The 20,560-nt window shown below is 32.0% G+C and carries 29 protein-coding genes; 1 reads left to right on the plus strand and 28 read right to left on the minus strand.

Annotation, left to right across the window (positions count from 1 at the left end; all coding sequences use genetic code 11):
* Nucleotides 1-15: 15 nt before the first annotated feature.
* The 21 genes from amaP to I0Q91_RS10955 form a co-directional block, all read right to left on the minus strand.
* A complete protein-coding gene (gene amaP, locus I0Q91_RS10855) occupies nucleotides 16-687 on the minus strand; it encodes an alkaline shock response membrane anchor protein AmaP (protein ID WP_270454563.1) in 672 nt (223 codons plus the stop codon).
* Nucleotides 671-1,087 carry an Asp23/Gls24 family envelope stress response protein gene (locus I0Q91_RS10860; RefSeq protein ID WP_270454564.1) on the minus strand — a complete coding sequence of 139 codons (417 nt, stop codon included), beginning with the start codon at nucleotides 1,085-1,087 and terminating at the stop codon, nucleotides 671-673. Before I0Q91_RS10860 ends, amaP begins: the two co-directional genes overlap by 17 nt.
* 33 nt (nucleotides 1,088-1,120) lie before the next feature.
* Nucleotides 1,121-2,263: an NAD(P)/FAD-dependent oxidoreductase gene (locus I0Q91_RS10865; protein WP_270454565.1), complete on the minus strand. Its 1,143-nt coding sequence runs from the start codon at nucleotides 2,261-2,263 to the stop codon at nucleotides 1,121-1,123.
* A gap of 28 nt (nucleotides 2,264-2,291) precedes the next feature.
* The gene (gene efp, locus I0Q91_RS10870; protein ID WP_270454566.1) at nucleotides 2,292-2,849 is read right to left on the minus strand and encodes an elongation factor P; all 558 of its coding nucleotides are present in this window, start codon (nucleotides 2,847-2,849) and stop codon (nucleotides 2,292-2,294) included.
* Nucleotides 2,850-2,928: 79 nt separating this feature from the next.
* Nucleotides 2,929-3,993, minus strand: a complete 1,065-nt coding sequence (locus tag I0Q91_RS10875) for an aminopeptidase P family protein (protein WP_270454567.1) — start codon at nucleotides 3,991-3,993, stop codon at nucleotides 2,929-2,931.
* Nucleotides 3,994-4,010: 17 nt separating this feature from the next.
* Nucleotides 4,011-4,436, minus strand: coding sequence for a type II 3-dehydroquinate dehydratase (locus I0Q91_RS10880; RefSeq protein ID WP_270454568.1), 426 nt, complete (start codon nucleotides 4,434-4,436; stop codon nucleotides 4,011-4,013).
* Entirely contained in the window at nucleotides 4,429-4,959 is a 531-nt protein-coding gene (locus I0Q91_RS10885) for a shikimate kinase (protein WP_270454569.1), read from the minus strand. The genes I0Q91_RS10880 and I0Q91_RS10885 overlap by 8 nt, the downstream gene beginning before the upstream one ends.
* Before the next feature lie 66 nt (nucleotides 4,960-5,025).
* Complete coding sequence (locus I0Q91_RS10890; protein WP_270454570.1) at nucleotides 5,026-6,582, minus strand: type II secretion system protein GspD; 1,557 nt, start codon at nucleotides 6,580-6,582, stop codon at nucleotides 5,026-5,028.
* Nucleotides 6,583-7,419, minus strand: coding sequence for a hypothetical protein (locus I0Q91_RS10895; RefSeq protein ID WP_270454571.1), 837 nt, complete (start codon nucleotides 7,417-7,419; stop codon nucleotides 6,583-6,585).
* The gene (locus I0Q91_RS10900; RefSeq protein ID WP_270454572.1) at nucleotides 7,416-7,895 is read right to left on the minus strand and encodes a hypothetical protein; all 480 of its coding nucleotides are present in this window, start codon (nucleotides 7,893-7,895) and stop codon (nucleotides 7,416-7,418) included. The genes I0Q91_RS10895 and I0Q91_RS10900 overlap by 4 nt, the downstream gene beginning before the upstream one ends.
* Nucleotides 7,885-8,766, minus strand: coding sequence for a pilus assembly protein PilM (gene pilM, locus I0Q91_RS10905; protein ID WP_270454573.1), 882 nt, complete (start codon nucleotides 8,764-8,766; stop codon nucleotides 7,885-7,887). Before pilM ends, I0Q91_RS10900 begins: the two co-directional genes overlap by 11 nt.
* A 12-nt stretch (nucleotides 8,767-8,778) precedes the next feature.
* Complete coding sequence (locus tag I0Q91_RS10910) at nucleotides 8,779-9,123, minus strand: hypothetical protein (protein WP_270454574.1); 345 nt, start codon at nucleotides 9,121-9,123, stop codon at nucleotides 8,779-8,781.
* A 2-nt stretch (nucleotides 9,124-9,125) separates the two neighbouring features.
* The gene (locus tag I0Q91_RS10915; protein WP_270454575.1) at nucleotides 9,126-9,608 is read right to left on the minus strand and encodes a hypothetical protein; all 483 of its coding nucleotides are present in this window, start codon (nucleotides 9,606-9,608) and stop codon (nucleotides 9,126-9,128) included.
* A gap of 7 nt (nucleotides 9,609-9,615) precedes the next feature.
* On the minus strand, nucleotides 9,616-10,017 hold the full coding sequence (locus I0Q91_RS10920) for a hypothetical protein (RefSeq protein ID WP_270454576.1): 402 nt from the start codon (nucleotides 10,015-10,017) through the stop codon (nucleotides 9,616-9,618).
* Nucleotides 10,007-10,444, minus strand: coding sequence for a hypothetical protein (locus I0Q91_RS10925; RefSeq protein ID WP_270454577.1), 438 nt, complete (start codon nucleotides 10,442-10,444; stop codon nucleotides 10,007-10,009). Before I0Q91_RS10925 ends, I0Q91_RS10920 begins: the two co-directional genes overlap by 11 nt.
* 4 nt (nucleotides 10,445-10,448) lie before the next feature.
* The gene (locus I0Q91_RS10930) at nucleotides 10,449-10,853 is read right to left on the minus strand and encodes a prepilin-type N-terminal cleavage/methylation domain-containing protein (RefSeq protein WP_270454578.1); all 405 of its coding nucleotides are present in this window, start codon (nucleotides 10,851-10,853) and stop codon (nucleotides 10,449-10,451) included.
* 17 nt (nucleotides 10,854-10,870) lie between these two features.
* Nucleotides 10,871-11,908 carry a type II secretion system F family protein gene (locus I0Q91_RS10935; RefSeq protein ID WP_270454579.1) on the minus strand — a complete coding sequence of 346 codons (1,038 nt, stop codon included), beginning with the start codon at nucleotides 11,906-11,908 and terminating at the stop codon, nucleotides 10,871-10,873.
* Nucleotides 11,908-12,993 (minus strand): GspE/PulE family protein, encoded by a 1,086-nt coding sequence (locus I0Q91_RS10940; protein WP_270454580.1) that lies wholly within the window; start codon nucleotides 12,991-12,993, stop codon nucleotides 11,908-11,910. Before I0Q91_RS10940 ends, I0Q91_RS10935 begins: the two co-directional genes overlap by 1 nt.
* Nucleotides 12,994-13,581: 588 nt before the next feature.
* Nucleotides 13,582-14,427 (minus strand): shikimate dehydrogenase family protein, encoded by an 846-nt coding sequence (locus I0Q91_RS10945; protein ID WP_270454581.1) that lies wholly within the window; start codon nucleotides 14,425-14,427, stop codon nucleotides 13,582-13,584.
* A 2-nt stretch (nucleotides 14,428-14,429) separates the two neighbouring features.
* A complete protein-coding gene (locus tag I0Q91_RS10950) occupies nucleotides 14,430-15,119 on the minus strand; it encodes a Crp/Fnr family transcriptional regulator (RefSeq protein ID WP_270454582.1) in 690 nt (229 codons plus the stop codon).
* Entirely contained in the window at nucleotides 15,119-15,571 is a 453-nt protein-coding gene (locus tag I0Q91_RS10955) for a Fur family transcriptional regulator (RefSeq protein WP_270454583.1), read from the minus strand. The genes I0Q91_RS10950 and I0Q91_RS10955 overlap by 1 nt, the downstream gene beginning before the upstream one ends.
* A 163-nt stretch (nucleotides 15,572-15,734) precedes the next feature.
* On the opposite strand from I0Q91_RS10955, the gene I0Q91_RS10960 reads away from it, so the two are divergent.
* Complete coding sequence (locus tag I0Q91_RS10960; RefSeq protein WP_270454584.1) at nucleotides 15,735-15,986, plus strand: AbrB/MazE/SpoVT family DNA-binding domain-containing protein; 252 nt, start codon at nucleotides 15,735-15,737, stop codon at nucleotides 15,984-15,986.
* A 40-nt stretch (nucleotides 15,987-16,026) separates the two neighbouring features.
* Here I0Q91_RS10960 and I0Q91_RS10965 read toward each other — a convergent pair whose 3' ends face one another.
* Genes I0Q91_RS10965 through ruvX form a run of 7 tightly spaced genes read right to left on the minus strand, consistent with a single transcriptional unit; the run spans nucleotide 16,027 to nucleotide 20,455 of the window.
* The gene (locus tag I0Q91_RS10965) at nucleotides 16,027-16,716 is read right to left on the minus strand and encodes a cell wall hydrolase (RefSeq protein ID WP_270454585.1); all 690 of its coding nucleotides are present in this window, start codon (nucleotides 16,714-16,716) and stop codon (nucleotides 16,027-16,029) included.
* A gap of 5 nt (nucleotides 16,717-16,721) precedes the next feature.
* Nucleotides 16,722-17,240 carry a YqeG family HAD IIIA-type phosphatase gene (locus tag I0Q91_RS10970; RefSeq protein WP_270454586.1) on the minus strand — a complete coding sequence of 173 codons (519 nt, stop codon included), beginning with the start codon at nucleotides 17,238-17,240 and terminating at the stop codon, nucleotides 16,722-16,724.
* 19 nt (nucleotides 17,241-17,259) lie between these two features.
* Nucleotides 17,260-17,505 (minus strand): DUF4911 domain-containing protein, encoded by a 246-nt coding sequence (locus I0Q91_RS10975; RefSeq protein ID WP_270454587.1) that lies wholly within the window; start codon nucleotides 17,503-17,505, stop codon nucleotides 17,260-17,262.
* Nucleotides 17,492-18,724 carry a peptidase U32 family protein gene (locus I0Q91_RS10980; protein ID WP_270454588.1) on the minus strand — a complete coding sequence of 411 codons (1,233 nt, stop codon included), beginning with the start codon at nucleotides 18,722-18,724 and terminating at the stop codon, nucleotides 17,492-17,494. The genes I0Q91_RS10975 and I0Q91_RS10980 overlap by 14 nt, the downstream gene beginning before the upstream one ends.
* Nucleotides 18,725-18,740: 16 nt before the next feature.
* The gene (gene mltG / locus I0Q91_RS10985; protein ID WP_270454589.1) at nucleotides 18,741-19,721 is read right to left on the minus strand and encodes an endolytic transglycosylase MltG; all 981 of its coding nucleotides are present in this window, start codon (nucleotides 19,719-19,721) and stop codon (nucleotides 18,741-18,743) included.
* A gap of 22 nt (nucleotides 19,722-19,743) precedes the next feature.
* The gene (locus I0Q91_RS10990; protein ID WP_270454590.1) at nucleotides 19,744-20,034 is read right to left on the minus strand and encodes a DUF1292 domain-containing protein; all 291 of its coding nucleotides are present in this window, start codon (nucleotides 20,032-20,034) and stop codon (nucleotides 19,744-19,746) included.
* A gap of 1 nt (nucleotide 20,035) precedes the next feature.
* Entirely contained in the window at nucleotides 20,036-20,455 is a 420-nt protein-coding gene (gene ruvX / locus I0Q91_RS10995; RefSeq protein WP_270454591.1) for a Holliday junction resolvase RuvX, read from the minus strand.
* Nucleotides 20,456-20,560 lie beyond the last annotated feature (105 nt).

Genomic DNA, 20,560 nt, shown 5'->3' on the forward strand with positions numbered 1-20,560 from the left:
CTTATTTTAAAAAAGTTATTCTTTGCTATCAAAGTCATTTAAAAAATCTTTAGCATCAGACTTATCTTTAGCATTCAGTTTTTCCTCTTCTTCAGATATATCATTCTGGGCATCTAAATCAGATTCTTCTTTAATTTCAACTTCGCTTTTTTCTTTCTTAATTTTATTCTTTTTAGATAGAGAATCTACATTATCAATTAAAACCTTAATCTCAGCTAGATCTGTACCAACAGTTTCATTTAATCTCTCTTTTATCGAATCCTTTAAATTAGAACTAACTTCAGGAATTGATTGATTACCTTTTACAGTAATCACAAGCTCAATATAAAGCCGATTCTGTCTGGTATCCAGTTTAATGTCCTTAATATCAATGCCTTCCTGTTCTAAAGTAACAGTTCTAACAATTTTATCAATAGCTTTTAAGGAAATATTAATATCTCCATTTTTACCTGTCTGTAAAATTGTCGCTTCATCTCTACTTTTCAAAAGTGGATATATAGCTATTGCTGAAATTATTGTTATTACAAGGAAGATAATACCTAAAATATAATTTTGATAAAGATCCTGTTCAACTAAACTTAAAAAAGCTTCACCAGTTAAGCCAAAACTATAAATAGTAAATAGTAATGAAATAAACATTAATATAATAAGGAGAATAACTGTTATTAACTTATGAATTATCTTCATCTAAATCCTCCTCCTCTTTTTCATCTTCATCAAAATCAATATCATCTTTTTCTTCACCTTCAGGGAAATTAACTCCCTGTACATGTATATTTACTTCTATAATGTTTAGGCCTGTCATGGCCTCCAGGGTCCTTTTCACCTTATCCTGAATTTTCCATGCCAGATCTGGTATAGAATACTCGTATTCAAGAATCAAATAAAGTTCAACCTTTACTTCATTATCATCTTTATCAATCTTTACACCTCTTGAGAGGTCGCTTCTTCCTAAAACATTAGCCAGTCCCCCGGCAAAACCACCACTCATCGAATAAACACCTTCGATTTCTATGACTGTCAGGCTTGCAATTATTCCAATAACATCATCTGAAATCGATATTTCACCTATTTTTTTATTGGGCATAATATAACACCCCTTCTCTGTAAAGCTTAATATCTATTCCTTTATCTCTTTTAATAAATCATTTTCATTTTCATAATCTCCAACAATGATGGCTCCAACCAACTCTCCAGAATCATCTTCAAAAATACGACAATAGGTTCTCTCATCATCAACATCAAGCCTTGAATCTACATCTTCACTTTCAGATAAAACACCTATTGAAACAACATTAACATCAGCAACTTTTAAGTTATGTGATGGAACAAAACCAGTAAATTCAGCATCTTTACCAACCATGACTTTTCCAGCGACTCGGCCTTCCTCCATTGAAGGTGCCCAGATCCCATAAATATTACCATCATACTCAGCAACATCACCGGCTGCATATACATCAGGTATATTTGTAGACATCTGATTATCAACAATAATTCCCCTATTTATTTCAAGCTCTTTATCTTCAACTATTTCAGTATTTGGGTTTATTCCAGTCGAAAACAAAACTAAATCTGCAGGGATTTTAGTGCCATCAGCAAGCTCAACTTCTTCAACCTCTTTATTACCAGAGATTTTTTCTACCCCTGCATCCAGATAAAAATTAAACCCATGCTTTTCTTCTAAAATTAATTTTAATTTATCACCGGCTGCATTATCCAGTTGCCTCTGTAGAAGATGATCTGCTCTCTCAACAACTGTAACTTCAAGTCCAGCTTTTATCATATTATAGGCTGATTCAAGTCCTAACAGACCTCCACCAATTACAACAGCCTTCTTGCAACTTTCAATATGCTCATAAATTTCCCTTGCATCTTCACCATTTCTTAAAGCATAAACCCCACCAAGATCAACACCATCTATAGGTGGAATAAAACTACTGGCTCCCTGAGCTAGTAATAACTTATCATAATAAAACTCCTCATTATCATCAGTTACTAAATACTTATTATTAAAATCAACATCAGTTACTTTCTTGCCTAAGAGTAGTTCTATATCATTTTGTTCAAACCATTCTCTATCATTAATAATTATATCTTCAACAGATATATCACCTGAAAGACATTCAATCAGCCTTGGCCTGTAATAAAATGGATCCTTTTCTTTACTTATAACTGTAATATCAATATCCTGATCTTTAACTCTATTTATTTCTTTTACAGCTGATATACCAGCCACTCCTGAACCAAAAATTAAATATCTCATTTATTACCTCCTTGACAAAGCCCAATAATTATGCCCGACTCAAATATTCACCAGTCCGAGTATCAACTTTAATAACCGTTCCGCTTTCTATAAATAAAGGCACCTGTAATTTAAGACCTGTCTCTAATTCAACCTCTTTAGTTCCACCAGAGACAGTATCACCTTTAACTGCTGGTGGTGCATAAGTCACTTCTAGCTCAACTGAAGTTGGTAAATTAATATCTATCGGCCGTCCCTCATAAAAGGAAACTTCGATAGTCATATTATCTTTCAAATATTTTAATTTTTCTCCCAAAGTCTCTGTATTTAAGTAGGTCTGCTCATAAGTATCGACATCCATAAATACATGCTTATCTCCATCTTTATATAAATACTGCATGTTCTTAGTCTCAATATGAGCGTGTTTAACTTTTTCACCGGCTCTAAAGGTTTTATTCATAACATGCCCATCTGTTAAGCTCTTCAGTTTAGTTCTAACAAAAGCTCCACCTCTACCACTCTTTGAATGTTCAAAATTAATAACCTGATAAATATCATCATCAAGTTCAATTGTTAATCCAGTAGAAAAATCATTTGTTGATATCATTATTAAACCACTCCTGTAAATTACTTTTTGCAACTATATTCAATTATAACATCCCTATCAACTTTTTTCCAAGATTTCATCAGACAATAATCAACTTTTTATTGCTATTATTTAATGATTTACAGCCATCTTCAGTAATCACCAGGTCATCTTCAATTCTAACTCCGCCCCAGTCCTGTATATAGATGCCTGGCTCGTCTGTAACAATCATCCCTGGCTTTAAAACCTCCTCTGAAGTTGTTGATAGCCTTGGCGCTTCATGAACTTCAATCCCTAAACCATGGCCTAAACCATGACCAAAGTTATCGCCATACCCTGCTTTTTCTATAATATCCCTGGCAATCTGGTCAGCCTCCTGCCCGGTCATTCCTGGCTTGATTTTCTCTATAACTTCCAGGTGGGCCTTTAAAACAGTATTATAAATTTCAACCTGTCTATCATCAGGTTCTCCAACCACTATTGTTCTGGTCATATCTGAACAATATCCTCGATAATATGTTCCAAAATCAAGGGTTACAAAATCACCGGTCTCTATAATCTTATCAGAAGCAACTCCATGGGGAAGAGCCGAACGCTTCCCTGATGCCACAATAAAATCAAAAGAAGGACCCTCGCCTCCTAATTTTCTTAGATAATATTCTAGTTCAGCAGCTACTTCCCTCTCTTTCATACCTGGCTCAATATATGTAATAATTTTATCAAATGCCTTTTCTGTTATTTTAATGGCCTCTTTAATTATCTCAATCTCTCTATCATCTTTAACCTTTCTGAATTCATTAATCTCATCACTTAATGGGGAATATTCTATCTCGGTATCAAAATTTTTCAGTTCCTGATATTCTTTATAACTTAAATCTCCATCCTCAAATCCAATACTAGTGAGACCTTTATCATTAAAAAACTTAATTAAATTTTTATTCTTATTTTTACTTATTTCTATAATTTCAAGACCCTCTGTCTGATCATTAGCCTGATCTATATAACGAAAGTCAGTAATAAAATAATTATTAGTTTCTGTTATCAATATTTTGCCTGCTGTTCCAGTAAATCCAGAAAAATAAAATCGATTCTTTTTTGAAGTAATCATTATTGCCTCAAGATCCTTATCTTTTCTTAGTTGGTTTAACTTACTTATTCTATCCAATTTATTCCCCTCTTCCTTTAATTTATTATAGATTCTAATGCTAACTTATAACCTTTTTTACCTAACCCAATGATTATGCCATCGCAGGCAGAAGCAGTCAGCAATTTCTGCCTTATTTCTTCTCTAGCAGTAACATTGGATAAATGAACTTCGATTACCTTTTTATCTATTGAAAGTAAAGCATCCATAATAGCCAGGCTGGTATGACTATAAGCCCCAGGATTTATTATATAACCAGACGCCTGATTATAGTTTTTTTGCAAAAGATCAATAAACTCACCTTCAGAATTAGTCTGAAAAGATAATAACTCATACCCTTGATCTCTTGCGATTTCTGATAGCTCATCTTCTAATTCTTTGAGACTGGACTTGCCATAATGATTTTCTTCTCTTTTTCCCAACCAATTTAGATTCGGTCCATTTATCATAATTATCCTATTCAATTATATCCACCTCACCTCTAATATCATTAATTATCTCTCTGGCAATTTCAGAAGGTTTCCTGTCTCCATCTATCTCCTGGCCAATCTGATAATATTCAATTCTATCATCTAATATTTTATCTAAATGATTAATTAACTCTTCTCTCTCATTCTTATAATCATTGATTAAAGGCCTTTCCTCATTTTTATAAAGCCGGTCAGCTAATTTCTCGGCTTCAATATTCAACCAGTAAACTCGGCTATTACTTAAAATAATATTTCGATTTATTTCAGATAAAATGGCTCCACCACCAGTAGCAACAACCATATCTGCATTTTGATTGTAGAGATCAATTATTATTTCTTTTTCCAGATTTCTAAAATATTCTTCACCATTTATTCTAAATATATCATTAATTTCTCTACCAGATTTTTTAACTATTAAAGAATCTGTATCATAAAACTTATAATCTAATATCTCGGCAATTAATCTTCCAACAGTCGATTTACCTGAGCCCATCATACCAATCAGTGTAACAATCATCTATCTACCTCCATAAATACTATTTCTTGTTTTATACTCATATTCCTGCTTAATAACCCTTAAGATTTAATTTAAAATTAAATAAGGGGTAATAGCAAGAATTAATTGACCGGTACTTTCTTCATAGTATTTATTAGAAAAAAGCCAGCCCAGCAGAGGCAGATTACTTAACAAATTATTTTCTTTAATGATTTCCTGCTGTCTAAACTGCTTTAAGCCAGCAATATAATAGGTTTCTCCATGATTTAATCTAATATTTGTTGAAAGTTCTCTTGTATTAATAGTAGGTATATTATTATAATAACTGATAAAATTACTAATTTCAGGCTCTATTTCTAAAGTTATCTCCTGATTGCTATTAACTCTGGCCACAATATCTAAAATAATACCAGTATCTATATATTCATATCCACTAATATTATTATCAGCATCATATTTAGGAACTGGTACTCTATCTCCAATATGAAGTCTGGATCTTTTATTAACCAGTGTCAATAAACTTGGTGAAGCCAGTGATTTCATCTCACCCTGCTCTTCTGCATAATTTAAAAACTTAGTCCAGTTTAAATCAAAATCAAATCCATCACTTAAATTATACCCTAAAGAAATCTTTAAATCATCAGATAAATGATCTCCAGTCCTGATATCATCATTTATTTCTAAAACATTAAACTCAACTAAAACCTGCTGGGGTTTTAAATCAATCTGATCTATAATACCTTCAATTCGATTAATTTCAGTTTCTGTCCCACTTAAAACTAACTTATTATCTCCAAAGGAATTGATATTACTTTCTGGAATAACCAGAGAAATTTTAGCTTCCACTTCCTTTGAATCTATATAATTCAAATATCTAATTCTATCAAGCACCTTATTATTTTCTATATAATCATTAATGAAATTAACAGTCTTATTTAAAATCATTTCTTCTCCACTTAAATATAAGATGCTATCAATCTCTAACCAGTTATATTCTAACTGTTCAATATTCTTTATTATATCAGTAATATCTAAATCAATATTATCTGGAATGAAAACCATCTCAGATTTATAACTTTCCTCATTTCCTTCTCTATTCATTATTATTAAACTCATAAAATTATAGGCATTGTCTATTTCAGATTTCTCACCTTTTAAAATTAATTCTCCCATTTGTTCATTATATCCCCATTTAAGATCAGGATAATATCTATCGAGGAGAGCTCCCCAGCGCTCTGACCAGGAGTCATTATATTTAAGGATTGCTGTTTCCAGTTCAACCTCTTTAACCTCAACTTCATTAATTATATCTTTTAATAAATTAATCTCCACTCCATTCCCAATATAATAAACCTGATCCAGCAATATAAAAGAATCACCATTGGCGTGGATAAAATCTTCTAATATATTTTTCTCATAGATATCGTTAATCTGAACAGTAACTCTTCCTTCAACACTATCCATAATAAATATATCTAAATTATTTGCCCTGGCAATAAGATAATAAATATCATGAATCTCTGTGTCCACAAAGCTTAAATCACTGGCCCCATCAAAGGCAAGTAGATTATTACTAAAAATAAAAACTGCCAGGATCATCAGTAGAGCTAATATAAATACCTTAATAAATTTTTTATTTATCATTTACTTCTCCCCAATCCTATAAATTAATAAATCCTCCATCAAAAATAAGCCATTATCATAATACAGAAAATACTTAATCTCACTAAAAATTTCTTCCTGGTCTAACTGAAAAATTACAGCCTGATTATTGATTTCAAATAGGAAAAACTCATTCCCCTGACTCTTAATAAAGCCCTTAAACACAATATGTCCTGGAAGCTTATCTACTATAGCATTTTCTCGGTCACTATCATCATTGAAACCTGGCTGGCCCTGATAATAGTATCTATCCCCTGAAAAATTTTCTCCAGTTTTATTCTGGCTATTTATTCTAAAATCCAATGAACTTAATTCTGGCTCTCTACCAATCCAATTATTCATATCTAGATCATACTTAATATAAAATTGAAAATTATTTGCTTCAGGCCATATCTTAAGTTCCAGTATCTCAAAGGCCAGATTATATTTCTTTGAAATAATATTAAATAATCTGCTCATCGAATATCCGTCACCATAACCCTCAATCTTCCGATATTCCAGGCCATTCCCTGAAAGGTTTTCCTCTGTAATGACTAGCCGGGATTGACTAAAATCATTTAACAAATCCCCCTTTATAACCAGTCTATCTTCTTTTACATATCCATTCTCATTACTTAACTCAATCAAATCCTCTAGCTCTTTAGCCAGAGCAGTATTTCTTAAATTATTATTATTTATACTTACAATCTCCATTTCTACATTTTTCAGTTCCTCTTTCTGGTTAAATAAATTAATTATACTAAAAATTAAAATTAAGATTAAAAGTAGATTAAAGATAATAATCTTATTTTTCCTAATAAAAAACAATTTTTTATTCACCTGGCATCACCTGTATGAATCTGCAGGAGAAAAGAACTGTTCTGCAGAGAGCCAACTCGATTAAGATTTATATTAAAATTTAACATCCGCAATTCATTAATTCTTTCATGTAATACCTGGTATTTCTCAATCCCTTTAAGCTCGCCTCTGATCTCCCACCTGCCATCAATAAAAAATATAGAGTCAATCCAGGCAATATCCCCTAATAAATCTTCAAAGATATTGTAATAGCCATTAATATTAAACATTACCAGATTCTTATTTAACCAGTTAATTTCAGATATTTCCTCCTCGCTTAAAATAATTTTATCAATATCTATAAGTTGATTATAGCTGGAATTTAAAGGTTTATTAATATAATTATAGACATACAAGTTCAATCCTATAATTAATATAATTAAAAAAATATATAACACCTTCTGGTATCGATAATTTAATATAAAATGTCCACTAATTAAATTGATATCAGTTCCCATAATTTATCATCCCGAAACCAGGTAGAAGCGAAGGAGTTCTGCTAAAATGATTATTTTTCAATAAATATTCATCCTCAATAATTAAATCAAGATTTTCTAATCGACAATTAATTTCTTTATTAATTTGCAATAAATTATTACTTCTATTCCAGCAAATTAATTTTTTTATAGGTTCCCTATTAAACTCTCTAATAATATAATCATCTGCCATCTCGATAATTTCATTGATATTCGGGAGTTCTTCAAGGTGTTTTTTAAATCTCCTGGAAAAATATAAGTTGTTACTATTACCGGCAGTTAGATAAATTTCACTATTATATACCTCCAGAAACATAAAATCCTGCCCTGCATTCAATTTATTCATCAATCTCCAGATACTCTCCTGACGAACTGTAATCCTATTGATATTACCTAAAGTATTATAAAAAATATAATGATAATCTTCTATTAAATCTTTATTTGCAACAACTAAAAAAACAGTTTCATTTTTACTTCCCTTTGAAAGAAAACTATAATCAAAGACAGCCTGATCAAAATGATAATCAATCATTCTTTCAACTTCAACCCTTAATGTTTCTTTTAAATCTGATTTACTCTGTTTAGGTAACTGCAGATTCTTATATTTAATCTCATCAGCAGTAATAGTAAGTTCATAATAATTAGGCCTGTATTGAATTTTAGTTTTAATATTTACTATAGCATCTATTAAATTACTGCTTTTAATAATCATTCCACTTTTTAATGTGCCAGGCTTAATTGGTTCATTAATTGTTTCCTTTAAATAGTATCTGCCATTTATTATTTCTAATCCAATATAATTCAACTCAAAATCGTTTATAATCATATAGCCTTTATATCTGTTAAATATCAAAATAAATCCCCCTTATTCCAGTATGAAGACAGTCTGTCCCCTGACCGGTTCTTTAAATCTTAAAGTTTTAAAACTATCATCGCCAAAATTGAAAATTTCAATCATGACAGAGTTATTATTATTAAGTTTATAACTTTCACTTACTGAAAAAGCCTCCTGATATATCTCTGATAAAGCTTCTGCCAGATAAAAACTGGTAACATAATCAATCTCTTTAGCAATATTATTATTTATTCCGTTTAATAAATCTGTATAAATTATTATATAGATAGCAGTACTTTGAAAAACTGTCACCAGAATTATTAGTATAATCAAAACTTTTATTGCAATAAAGCCATTTTCACTCAATGTCATCATAATCAGCCACCTCTAAAGATTGTCCTCTCTCTAATATATAATTCATTATTATCCTGATATGAAATTACTAAATAATAAAGCCCATTTTCTTTTCTTAACTCAAACCTGTCTGGATTACTTAAAAGACTATCAACTCTAGTAAATACCACCTCACCATTTAAATCTCTAGATTTCTCCCTTCTAAAGCCTAATTCCCTGCCATTCTGGCTATTATAAAGGAGATATGATGTCCATTTACCATCATGACCTTTAATTTGTATTTCATCCACCCCTTTATAGATCTCCCTGCTTAAGGCCAGATCAGTCGCTATTTTTTCAGAGATAATCTCTAATTCAACGCCTCCAGTTGCATTAATTATTTCATGATATAATCTCAAACTGGAATTAAATAGCAAAGAAATTGATAGAAATATCAACAATGCAATTGTTAATCCTAATAAAATCTCAAGTAGCATATAGCCCTTATTATTTAAAATATCGATCACTCCTAAACTAGCGGTAAAATAGATAAACTAGCTCATTTTCACCTGAAGTTATGCTCATTTCATATAAAATATAGCCATAGACTGAAAATCTTCTTGTTAAATTTACTGCTGTTCCCGCCCTGATTCTTTCATCAATTGAGGAGTTAAATTCATGATAATTCTCCTCAATCTCATTAATCGTATAATTTTTACCTAAACTAAAAACAGCATTTGTAGGTTCAAGCAAATAAATTACTAACTCATTGCCTATATTTAAGCTATTAAGATAAAAAAGCCTATTCAATTCAACCTCTTCCAGTAACCTGACTAAAGTTGAATTTGTAAAAGCAAATATAGTTAATAGAATAAATATTAGAATTAATGAAATTATGATTTCAATGAAAATAAATCCCTTATTATCAAAATTCAAATCTAACTCTCCCCCTGTTATTTACAATTAAGAATCCATCATCATCCCTATTCCTCCAGCCAATAGTCATAGTCGTCGAACCTAAATACTCTGAAAAATATAAAACAATAGACTCTCCATTTTCCACCAGATTAGAGTCTCGATCAAGGAGTTGAAACTTCTCTTGAAATCTCCCCTCTTTTATTATAATTTCATCGCCGTCCTCGTCATAATAGATTCTATAAGTTGCCGGCAGCCCGGCTTCAAACTGAAGCCGGACCACCTTTTTACTTAAGAGAGCCTCCTGTCTTGCCAGCTGAATTAAAAGATTAGAGTAATATAACTGTTCCTGAATATTGCCTTCTCTAAAATAATTTCCAGCTGCAATCCCAGAACCTATTAAGATAACAATCAGCAAAATAGATAAAATAACCTCTAGCATAGTCATCTAATCAGTCTGCTTGTTCTGGACCAGGCACTCTAGTAATAGCTGTATTTAAACCTCTAGTTTTATAAATATAACCATCGGCATCTGGAGTGGATTTTAATAAATAACATTTTCCCCCTTTTTTTGCTTCATATTCATAACTTCCCGAAGTTTCATTATTTACCGAAGTTTCATTAATTAGCTTATCGAATGCAGCCTGATCTTCTGGATATAAATAATTATTATTCATATATTCCAGCTCCAATAAATTCTTTATACCTGAAATCTCAAGCAGAACAGCAGTCGAATCAGCCTGGGATCTAACACCGGCAAGCCCGGGAATTGAAATACTGGTTAAAATCCCAATCACAACTAAAACAAGCAACATTTCCACCAGGGTAAAACCTTCTTCAGATCTAATAATTTTCATTTAATCTCCTCCATTTTTTAAAATTGTAAAAACCCATTGCCAAATATAGACCAGATAGGACTCAACAACAAATACGCCAGTGAACCAATCATTACCGTCAGAATAATTAATATTACCGGTTCAACCAACTGATTTATCCTTTTGATATAATAAACCAGATTATGCCTGTATAACTCCGCTGAAAACTCAAGACTCTCCACAATACCACCTGACCTTTCTCCTGCTATTAATAGATTATAAATCCGATCTTCAAGCTTTAACCACCTCCTTAATGATTCAATTAAATTCTCGCCTTTAGAGATATCTTCACTGATATTGCTTGTCCTCTTCTTAATCAAAGGATGTCCTGAAACCTCTGAGGCAATCTTAATAGCCTGACCAATCTCAATTCCAGATGAAATTTGAATAGCCAGACTCATAAAAAACCTATTAAAAGCCAGCCAGTAAACAATCTTTTTATAAATAGGAATCTTTAATTTAAGATATTCCAGTTTATTAAACCTAAAAAGTATCAAATAAACAGAGATAAATATTAATATGATAATTAATATTAAAAAGAAAAAATTCAATCTTATAAAACGGCCTGACTCTATTAATAAATAAATTATATTATTCATCTTTAATTCCAGAGCATCATAGAGGATAGAAAATTCTGGGAGCAAATAAAAGATTATAAAGGTCAGCAAAAAGAAAAATATAGCTATAATAATTGCTGGATAATATAACTTAGATTTAATCTGATCCTTTTCTTCCTGTTCCCAGCTATAAAACCTGGATAACTCTTCTAAAATAAGATCAAGATTGCCACTAATAACCCCGGTAATAAATAAATTGATAAAAAAATCAGGAAAGATACCAGTAAATCTTTTAATAGCAACCTCTGGAGATATTCCCTGTTCTAAATCATCTATCAATAAAATACACTTCCTATTAAACTTTGCTGTATAATGCCGGGACTGGCTATACTTAATGGCATCTATAAGAGTATAACCGCCTTTAAGATATATATTCCAGTTCTTAGCAATCTCTGAGATAATACCTGGATTATATCTCATTATAGTACCCTGGCCATTTCAGATTTACTGGTAACCCCATTTTCAATCTCAATCTCAAAATTACTTCTTAAACTTTTAAACCCGGTTTCAGAGGCAATATCCAGTAGCTCCTTCTCACTTAAACCTTTTAATATTCCAGCCTTAAGATAATCATTTATCCTAATAATCTCATGAATAGCTTTCCTGCCCTTAAATCCAGTCTTAAAGCAATTTAGACAGCCCTGACCATTACAACTTAAACACAGCTTTCTTATTAATCGCTGAGAAATAACACCTTTTACAGTCGAAGCTACTAAATATGGAGGAATTCCCATCTCTAAGAGCCTGGTTATTGCCCCGATTGAACTATCTGCATGAACAGTGCTAAGCACCAGATGCCCGGTAAGGGCTGCCCTGGTAGTCATACTTGCAGTCTCATAGTCTCTAATCTCACCAACCATAATAATATCAGGATCCTGTCTTAAAATTGCCCTTAAATAGTCAGCAAAACTTTCCCCTGCATTTGTATTAACATATATCTGATTAATACCAGGAATCAGCAGTTCCACTGGATCTTCCAGGGTTATAATATTTTTATCAGAACTACTTAATTCAGCAATTGATGCAAGTAAGGTTGTACTCTTCCCGCTCCCGGTAGGGCCAGTAAAAAGTATTATCCCATTATTACTTGCAAGTAAATCCATATATAACCCCTTATTATGTTGATTAAAACCAATCTTTTCTAAGTCCAGATAGTTTTTATCATTCCTGATTCTTAAAACAGCTTTCTCCCCTAAAACAGTTGGTATAATAGAAACCCTAATATCATCGCTATCAAGCTCACCACCAATAATACAGCCCTCCTGAATCCTGTTTTTTAAAGTAATATCTAAATTGGCCAGATATTTTATTCTGGAAATAATAGATTCCAGCATCTCCTTTTTATATTCTAGTTTTGTCTGTAATATCCCATCAATCCTGTATCTGACCCTTCCTGTTAAGCCAATTATTTCTAGATGAATATCACTAACATCATTTTTTTTAGCTTCATCTATCATATTTTTTAGTTGATTTATAACCTGGCTCCCCCCAAAAATACCGATCAACCCCTCTCAAGTAAATTTTATTTTTATTGGAATAGTTTTCTATTTCGCCGCCCAATGTAAAACTCCTGCATGATTTCCAAAATTTTTACTTATTTTCAATAAAAAAATCTCGACCAGTATATATTACCAGTCGAGACAACTTATTTAAGTAAGTTCTATTCAATTTTAGTTTTAGCCAGATTCGGTATAAATAGGGCCATTCTTCGGTCTAGCTTCGGTCTAGATTCGGTTTAGATTCGGTATAATTTCGGTATATTTTCGGTTTCGCTTCGCAATAAATACCATTTAACAGCAAAATCTGAATCTTATCCAGATAGTTTTATAGATATTTAAATTCAATTCAAATCCAGTAATGCTCCAGGTCTTCTCCGGGATTGCTCCGGGTCTGCTCCATCCTATTATAATTTTCCCGTCAACTGTTTCAAATCAATTTTTATTTATACTTAATAAAGAAATCCACTCATGCTAAAACAATAATAATTAATAATATTATACCAACAAAATACTAAAAAGTATATAGCCAGATAGTGCAAATAACAAACAATCTTATAATTTATTTTTCTATAAACAAAACAGGAATTTTATAAGTTAAAATTGTATATCGAACATTTTTCCTCTCTCTTTATCATTAAAATCAGGAAACCAGATTTTATCAGCCTCTCTCGCCTGATATAATAACATTTTCTTACCGTCAATATATTCGGCATTAACCTGATCAGCCTTGATTTTGAGTTTAGCATTAAAGTCTGGATAACTCAGATCAAAAATAAAATTATCCGATGCGATACTATTATATCCTGGGAATGATTTATTATCCCAGCTTAATCCAGTTGTATCTATAACAATTTCTGAACCTATAACTGCTTTACTGATATTATTTACATCCCAATCAATAACTTCAATTCTGGAGCCAGTCTCTTTTTTATAATTAAATTCAGAAATCAGCTTTAAAGCCTTTGGTTTAGTTCTATTTGCAATAATAAGCTTTTCAAACTCCAAATCCAGTAATGCATATAAGACTGCTCTAGCTGCACCACCAGCACCTAATAATAAAGTGGATGGCAGTTTTTGATTATTATATCTTCCCCTCAATATCTCCTTTACAGCTAAAAAATCAGTATTATAGCCCTTTAATTTACCGCCTTCCATAACTTTGATAGTATTAATTGCCCCGATCTCTCTGGCCGATTTAGACAGTAAATCAACATTATCAAAGGCTAACTGCTTATATGGATTAGTAATATTAATTCCTCTAAAAGAAAAAATCGATAAAGCCTCAATAGTCTTTAAAGCTTCTTCTTCATTTAAAGAATAGGCTTTATAAAATGCATTCTGCTCCCTTTTACTATAAACTGTATTATGAATATATGGAGATAAACTCTTATTAACATCACTACCAATTAAACCGAGAAAATCATCTATTTTATAAGCCATTACTAAATATCCTTAACAAGTTCATTTAATTTCTCATCATCTAGAATATAAATTTTTCTTTCTTTTATCTTAATAATTTCTTCATCAATCAATTTATTTAAAGTCTTAGTCACAGTAACCCTGGAAACCCCTAACAAATTGGCGATCTCCTGGTGAGTTAAAATTATTTCTATCATTGTACCCTCTTCAACTTTCTGGCCAAAATCATTGGCAAACCTTATTAATAGGTTAGCAAGACGACCTTTGGCGTCATGAAAAACTAAATCTCTAACCTGACTTGTTAATAATCTGGTTTTTTTAGATAAAGCTTCAATAATTTTAAGGGCAAGCCTGGGCTGTTTCATGATGATTTCTTCTAGATCATTCCAGTCTAAAATCATAAGTCTTGCTTTTTCAAGAACCTCAGCAGTAAGAGGATGGGGGTCATGGTCAAATAATGAGATTTCACCAAATATATCGCCGCCCTGTAAAATAGTCATTACCTTCTCCCGGCCTTCACTTGATAACATAGATAGTTTAACCTGACCATCTACAAGCAAGTAAAGCTTTTTTTCACTATCATTCTCAAAAAATATAATTTCTCCTCTTCGATATTCTTTAAGATATCCATTCTTACAGATTGATTGAATCTCATCTCCATTTAATAAAGAAAATACAGATAAATCTTTCAGACAATTTTTTGTAGGCTCCATTATTCCATCTCCCCTTCATTACTATTTTGACAGGAATTGCAATAGCCATAAAACTTAATATAATGTTTAACCATATCAAAATCATATTCTTCTGCCAATCTCTCTTCAAATTTAACTAAATCTTCATCATTAAACTCAATAATTTTATCGCAATTCATACAAATCAAATGATGATGGTGGTCATCTTCAGAAACAAGTTCATAATGCTTATAATCACTTTCAAATTCAAGCATATGGGTAATATTTAAGCTGCAAAATAATTCTAAATTACGATATATCGTTGCAAGTCCAACATCAGGATTAACCTTTTTTACCTCATTATATAAATCTTCTACAGAAAAATGTCTATCTTTATTATTAATTAAGACAGTTAAGATATCCTTCCGCTGTGAAGTAAGCTTATAATTGTTACTTGAAAGCTTATCATGATACTCCGCTAAAAGATTCTGCAAAATTATCAGCTCCTTGAAATAAAAGTAAGAAAGTAATAAATAATAAGAATGTAAAAATTTTTAAAAAATAATGTTGACTAATGACGAAAAAAGTATTATAATATCAATTAAGATATTTTTGTCGAATTATGTTCTAAATAATTTATACAGGAGGAATCTTTCAATGAAATCAACTGGAATTGTCAGAAAAGTAGATGATTTAGGCCGGATGGTTATCCCCATCGAACTTAGAAAAACTATGAATATCGACAAAAAAGACCCTATGGAAATTTTTGTCGAAGAAGATAGGATCATACTTAAAAAATATGAACCGGCCTGTATCTTCTGTGGTAGTGCAAAGCAGACATCAGATTTCCAAGGTAAAATCATCTGTCAGAGTTGTATTGACAAGATGGAAACAGAATTAATTAAATAATAATTAAGTTGAAGCAGCACCGTCAGGTGCTGCTTAATCTTTACCTTGCAAAAACATGTCCGCCGATATGCTTAACAACAGGCCTATTAGAAATCCAGGCTAAATTAGTAGCCACAGCTGGATTATAAAAGAATATCGATTGATAAGTAGGATCATACCCTAATAATGCAGCTTTAGCAGCATCAATAGCATCCTGATCCGGATATAAATTAGCCTGTCCATCAAGTAATGAACTAAACTGTCCCTGTTCTAAAATCACATCTCTAACACTATCAGGAAACCTTCCATCTTCAACCCTGTTAACAATGACTGAACCAACAGCAACCTTTCCTTTTGGTGCCTCACCTCTAGCTTCAGCATATATAATTCTTGCCAGTAACATAATATCATCTCTAGAAACATCTATAATACTTGAAATACTATCTGATTCAGGCAAATGACTGAATGTCTCCTCGCCAACCTCTCCAGTAACAGCTAAACCATTATTTTCCTGGAAACTCCTAACTGCATTTTCAGTATTAGGTCCATATAATCCATCTGTTCTTCCACTATAAAAACCAAGATCCTGTAATATCCTCTGTAAGACAGCAACATCACCGCCCTGGTCTCCATTTCTTAATACTCTTTCGCCTAAATGTAAATTCTGTTCAGCCTGAATCTCTTCAGCCGCTACAGCCAGAAAGACTAAAAGCATTAATCCAAGACCAATTAACATTTTAAACTTCTTCAAATTTATCACTCCTTTTGCATTAACCTCTTATTCCTATCATAAAACAAACCTTCAAACCAGCGGAATATTCTGGTTAGAAAAAAATCCTTACTCTCAATTGGTTCTACAAGTATAGTCAAAAAACCTGCCAGATTACCTCCTAAAATGTCAGTAAAAATCTGATCTCCAATAATCGCAATTCTATCATTTGATAAATCCATTTTCTTTATCGCCTTTTTAAATGCAAACTTAAAGGGTTTAGCAGCATAACCATAGGCAGGCTTATCAAAATAATCACTTACAAATTCTGCCCGCTCAGGAACAGTATTAGAAACAAAAATAATTTTAAAATTTTCATCAGACATTTTATTTATCCAATCACTAACAATAACCTTCATTTCCTTTGAAGAATAGGGCATTGTTGTATTATCAATATCTATAATTAATCCCTCAATCTTTGATTCCTTCAGTATTTTCGAGTCTATTTTATTTATAGATTCAAAGTGATGGTCTGGCTGAAAGTACTTTTTTATAAAAGCAAACATAAAATCACCACAATCAGAACTATTTTATATTATTATACTCATCTTCAATAATCTCAACTTCAAATTTTTCACCTAGATCAGCAAGTACTTCTTTGACAATCCTTCTAGTACCAGGCGTATAATCAAGAACTACCAGCCCATCTCTCTTATTATCTAAATTTAACATAGCAATTCCTTCATAAGATTTAAATACCATATCAACAAATACAATCTCTTCTGGAGGAATTAATACCTTCACCTTTAGTGTATCATTAATTTTCTTCATTTTCATGCCGCCTTATAATATAATTCTCACTAATCTCTTTAGAGACCGGAATTTTCACAATGCTTTCTGGATGATTGGCAACATCTAACTCTTCACCATCATTAGAATAAATATTAGTAACTTTCTGCTCAAAGCAGTCTGCACCAGGCCCAAAAAACTCAATATTATCTCCAATATTTATCTTGTTTTTAACCTGGACAATAGCCTGACCTAATTCAGGTAGGTAACCTTTAACAATTCCTAAATACCTATATTTTCTGATATATGATGAAGATGAATAATTTTGCCCATCCTTACCTGGTTGGCCATCATAAAAGCCTGTAGTATAAGGCCTGTGACTTATTTTATTTAAATGATTGGCAAGCTCCGGATCAGCCTGATATTTTTCACCTTCAACTAAAATATTATCTAAAGCCTTTCTATAAACAGATGTAACTGTAGCAACATAATTTAAACTCTTCATTCTTCCCTCAATCTTTAATGAATCTACCCCGGCATTTATAATTGCAGGCAGATAATTAAATAAATTAAGATCTTTAGAATTCATTATATAACTGCCTCGATCACCATCATCATCTATTTCCCAGAACTGTCCAGGCCTATTATTTTCCACTAAATTATACTCCCAGCGACAGGGCTGGGCACAATTACCCCGGTTAGCATCTCGTCCAGTCATATAATTGCTTAATAAACAACGTCCTGAATATGAAATACACATCGCTCCATGAACAAAAGTCTCAAGTTCTATATCAGTCTTCTCATTTATTTCATTAATCTCAGCAATAGAAAGTTCTCTGGCCAGGATTAATCTTTCTAAACCATAATCCTCCCAGAATTTAGCTGAAGCCCAGTTAACTGTATTGGCCTGAGTACTTAGATGAATATCAATATCAAGGCCTGCTTCCCTGATCAGATAGAGCACCCCGGGGTCTGAAACAATTAACGCATCTATATCAATACTATCTATATAATCTAGATAATCTCTTAGTTTATCTAAGTCACTATTATGGGCAATAATATTTAATGTTAGATATACCTTTTTGCCTCTCTGGTGTGCATAATCAATGGCCAGTTCCAGCTCTTCCTTTGTAAAGTTATCAGCCTTGGCTCTAAGTCCAAAGCTTTTACCTGCACAATAAACTGCATCTGCACCATAATCAATAGCTATCTTTAACTTTTCTAAATTACCTGCTGGTGCAAGTAATTCTGGAATTTTCATCTTATTAACCTCCATATTAACGAAACTCTCTTAATCTTTCCAGATGTTCTTCATAAGATTTAGTAAAGATATGGCTACCATCTGGTCGCGCAAAGTAAAATAAATAGTCTGAGTCCTCAGGTTCTAAAACAGCAGCTAAAGCATTATCACCTGGACTTGCAATTGGACCAGGCGGTAACCCTGAGCTTAAATAAGTATTGTAAGGAGATTCAATCTCTAAATGGCCATAAAGAACCCTGGATACCCTTTCCTCTAAAGCATACTGAACTGTAGCATCTAACTGTAATCTCATATTTTGAGCCAATCTATTATAAATGACACCTGCAATAAGAGGCTTCTCCTCATTTAATTGGGCCTCTTTTTCTATAAGAGATGCCATTGTCACATACTCATTTATAGTATAAGAATTTTTATTGTTTTCAAGCTCTTCCAGCCAGTGACTTTCAAATCTATTTATCATAGTATTAAAAATATCAACTGGTTCCATTTCATATGATAGATTGTAAGTATCAGGAAATAAAAAGCCTTCCTGGGGCCAGACTACCTCTGAATCATCTGGGAAATAATCTCGTATCAAAACCTGATCATCTAAAGCATTTAATAAGTCCTCCTCTTCAAGATGATCAAAATCAGAAAGTCTAGAAACTATTTCATTTACAGTAAAACCTTCAGGTATAGTTACCCTAAAATTAGCAGCCCGACCTGACACAATCTGATTTGCAATCTGGAAAATATTATCTCCAGTTTCAAATTGATAGGTTCCAGCCTGCAATCTACCCTGATAATCATTTATTAAAACATATATTTCAAATAATCTTGCCGATCTAATCCAGCCTTCCTGCTCTAACTGGCTGGCAATAGCTCTGACAGAACTTCCTGATTCTATAACAAATAATTCAGGCTCTTCAGGATAAGCCGGCTCGGCAAGATAATCAAATTTAAAATAAGCTCCGGCAATTAAAACTGCAATCAATAATAAAATCCCGGCTTTCTTCAAAATTTATGCCTCCACTTCTTAATTAATCATTGTTATCTAATTGACTGGAATGATAATGTCTGGAAACAGCTTCAAATTCACCATCATCTTCGATAACAACAAGAATATCTTTATCATCTTCTTTTTCAACCCTCATTAATAAAGATTCTTCCTCATCCTTTGATTCAGATGATGTTAAAATACAATATTCATTTCCCTCAAATTCAAATTTATCCTGTAAATAAAACCTGTACTCCCTATCATCCTCTTCTAAAACTAATTCTTTATTATCAGTGTCATACCAATATGTTGGCTCTTTCTTTTGTTCAGACATTTTAATTTCCTCCCTTTCTGTTGGCAAGATAAGTTCTTAAAATAATAGAAGCTGCTAATTTATCCCGTTTAGCTCTCCGCTTTGCCCGGCTTAAATCTCCGGCCAGCATAACTTTTTCAACTTCAGCACTACTTAATCTCTCATCCTGCAAAAATACTGATATATTCAATGCATCCTCTAATTCAGTTGCTAAAATTCTACTTTTTTCAGCTCTTTCTCCTTCAGTACCATTCATATGAAGAGGCAGACCAATTACAACTTCTGTAATATCATTTTTCTTAATAATTTCAGCTAATTCTTCAATTAATTCTTCCCTGGATTCATTAATAATAGTTTTATATGGTTGAGCAGTTATTCCAAGTCTATCACTTATAGCCAGTCCAACTCTTTTCTGGCCATAATCTATAGCTAATACCCGCAATGGTCTCCTCCTTTTTACTTAACTTATAATTTTTTATAAAGTATAACATCCTAATAATACATTATATATCGTACTTAAATATAATGCAAGTATATCAATTTCATC

The sequence above is a fragment of the Halonatronomonas betaini genome, assembly GCF_015666175.1.
Lineage (GTDB): Bacteria > Bacillota > Halanaerobiia > Halanaerobiales > Halarsenatibacteraceae > Halonatronomonas > Halonatronomonas betaini.

Bases quoted from the DNA above. Each gene is read 5' to 3' on its own strand.
- I0Q91_RS10980 (WP_270454588.1), bottom strand. From the start codon at position 18,724: ATGAAAATTCCAGAATTACTTGCACCAGCAGGTAATTTAGAAAAGTTA.
- I0Q91_RS10865 (WP_270454565.1), bottom strand. From the start codon at position 2,263: ATGAGATATTTAATTTTTGGTTCAGGAGTGGCTGGTATATCAGCTGTA.
- I0Q91_RS10885 (WP_270454569.1), bottom strand. From the start codon at position 4,959: ATGATTGTTACACTGATTGGTATGATGGGCTCAGGTAAATCGACTGTT.
- I0Q91_RS10950 (WP_270454582.1), bottom strand. From the start codon at position 15,119: ATGGAGCCTACAAAAAATTGTCTGAAAGATTTATCTGTATTTTCTTTA.
- I0Q91_RS10960 (WP_270454584.1), top strand. From the start codon at position 15,735: ATGAAATCAACTGGAATTGTCAGAAAAGTAGATGATTTAGGCCGGATG.
- I0Q91_RS10945 (WP_270454581.1), bottom strand. From the start codon at position 14,427: ATGGCTTATAAAATAGATGATTTTCTCGGTTTAATTGGTAGTGATGTT.
- I0Q91_RS10970 (WP_270454586.1), bottom strand. From the start codon at position 17,240: ATGTTTGCTTTTATAAAAAAGTACTTTCAGCCAGACCATCACTTTGAA.
- I0Q91_RS10935 (WP_270454579.1), bottom strand. From the start codon at position 11,908: ATGAGATATAATCCAGGTATTATCTCAGAGATTGCTAAGAACTGGAAT.
- I0Q91_RS10900 (WP_270454572.1), bottom strand. From the start codon at position 7,895: ATGGGAACTGATATCAATTTAATTAGTGGACATTTTATATTAAATTAT.
- amaP (WP_270454563.1), bottom strand. From the start codon at position 687: ATGAAGATAATTCATAAGTTAATAACAGTTATTCTCCTTATTATATTA.
- I0Q91_RS10990 (WP_270454590.1), bottom strand. From the start codon at position 20,034: ATGTCTGAACAAAAGAAAGAGCCAACATATTGGTATGACACTGATAAT.
- I0Q91_RS10860 (WP_270454564.1), bottom strand. From the start codon at position 1,087: ATGCCCAATAAAAAAATAGGTGAAATATCGATTTCAGATGATGTTATT.
- I0Q91_RS10930 (WP_270454578.1), bottom strand. From the start codon at position 10,853: ATGAAAATTATTAGATCTGAAGAAGGTTTTACCCTGGTGGAAATGTTG.
- I0Q91_RS10975 (WP_270454587.1), bottom strand. From the start codon at position 17,505: ATGAAGAAAATTAATGATACACTAAAGGTGAAGGTATTAATTCCTCCA.
- efp (WP_270454566.1), bottom strand. From the start codon at position 2,849: ATGATATCAACAAATGATTTTTCTACTGGATTAACAATTGAACTTGAT.
- I0Q91_RS10910 (WP_270454574.1), bottom strand. From the start codon at position 9,123: ATGATGACATTGAGTGAAAATGGCTTTATTGCAATAAAAGTTTTGATT.
- I0Q91_RS10890 (WP_270454570.1), bottom strand. From the start codon at position 6,582: ATGATAAATAAAAAATTTATTAAGGTATTTATATTAGCTCTACTGATG.
- I0Q91_RS10925 (WP_270454577.1), bottom strand. From the start codon at position 10,444: ATGACTATGCTAGAGGTTATTTTATCTATTTTGCTGATTGTTATCTTA.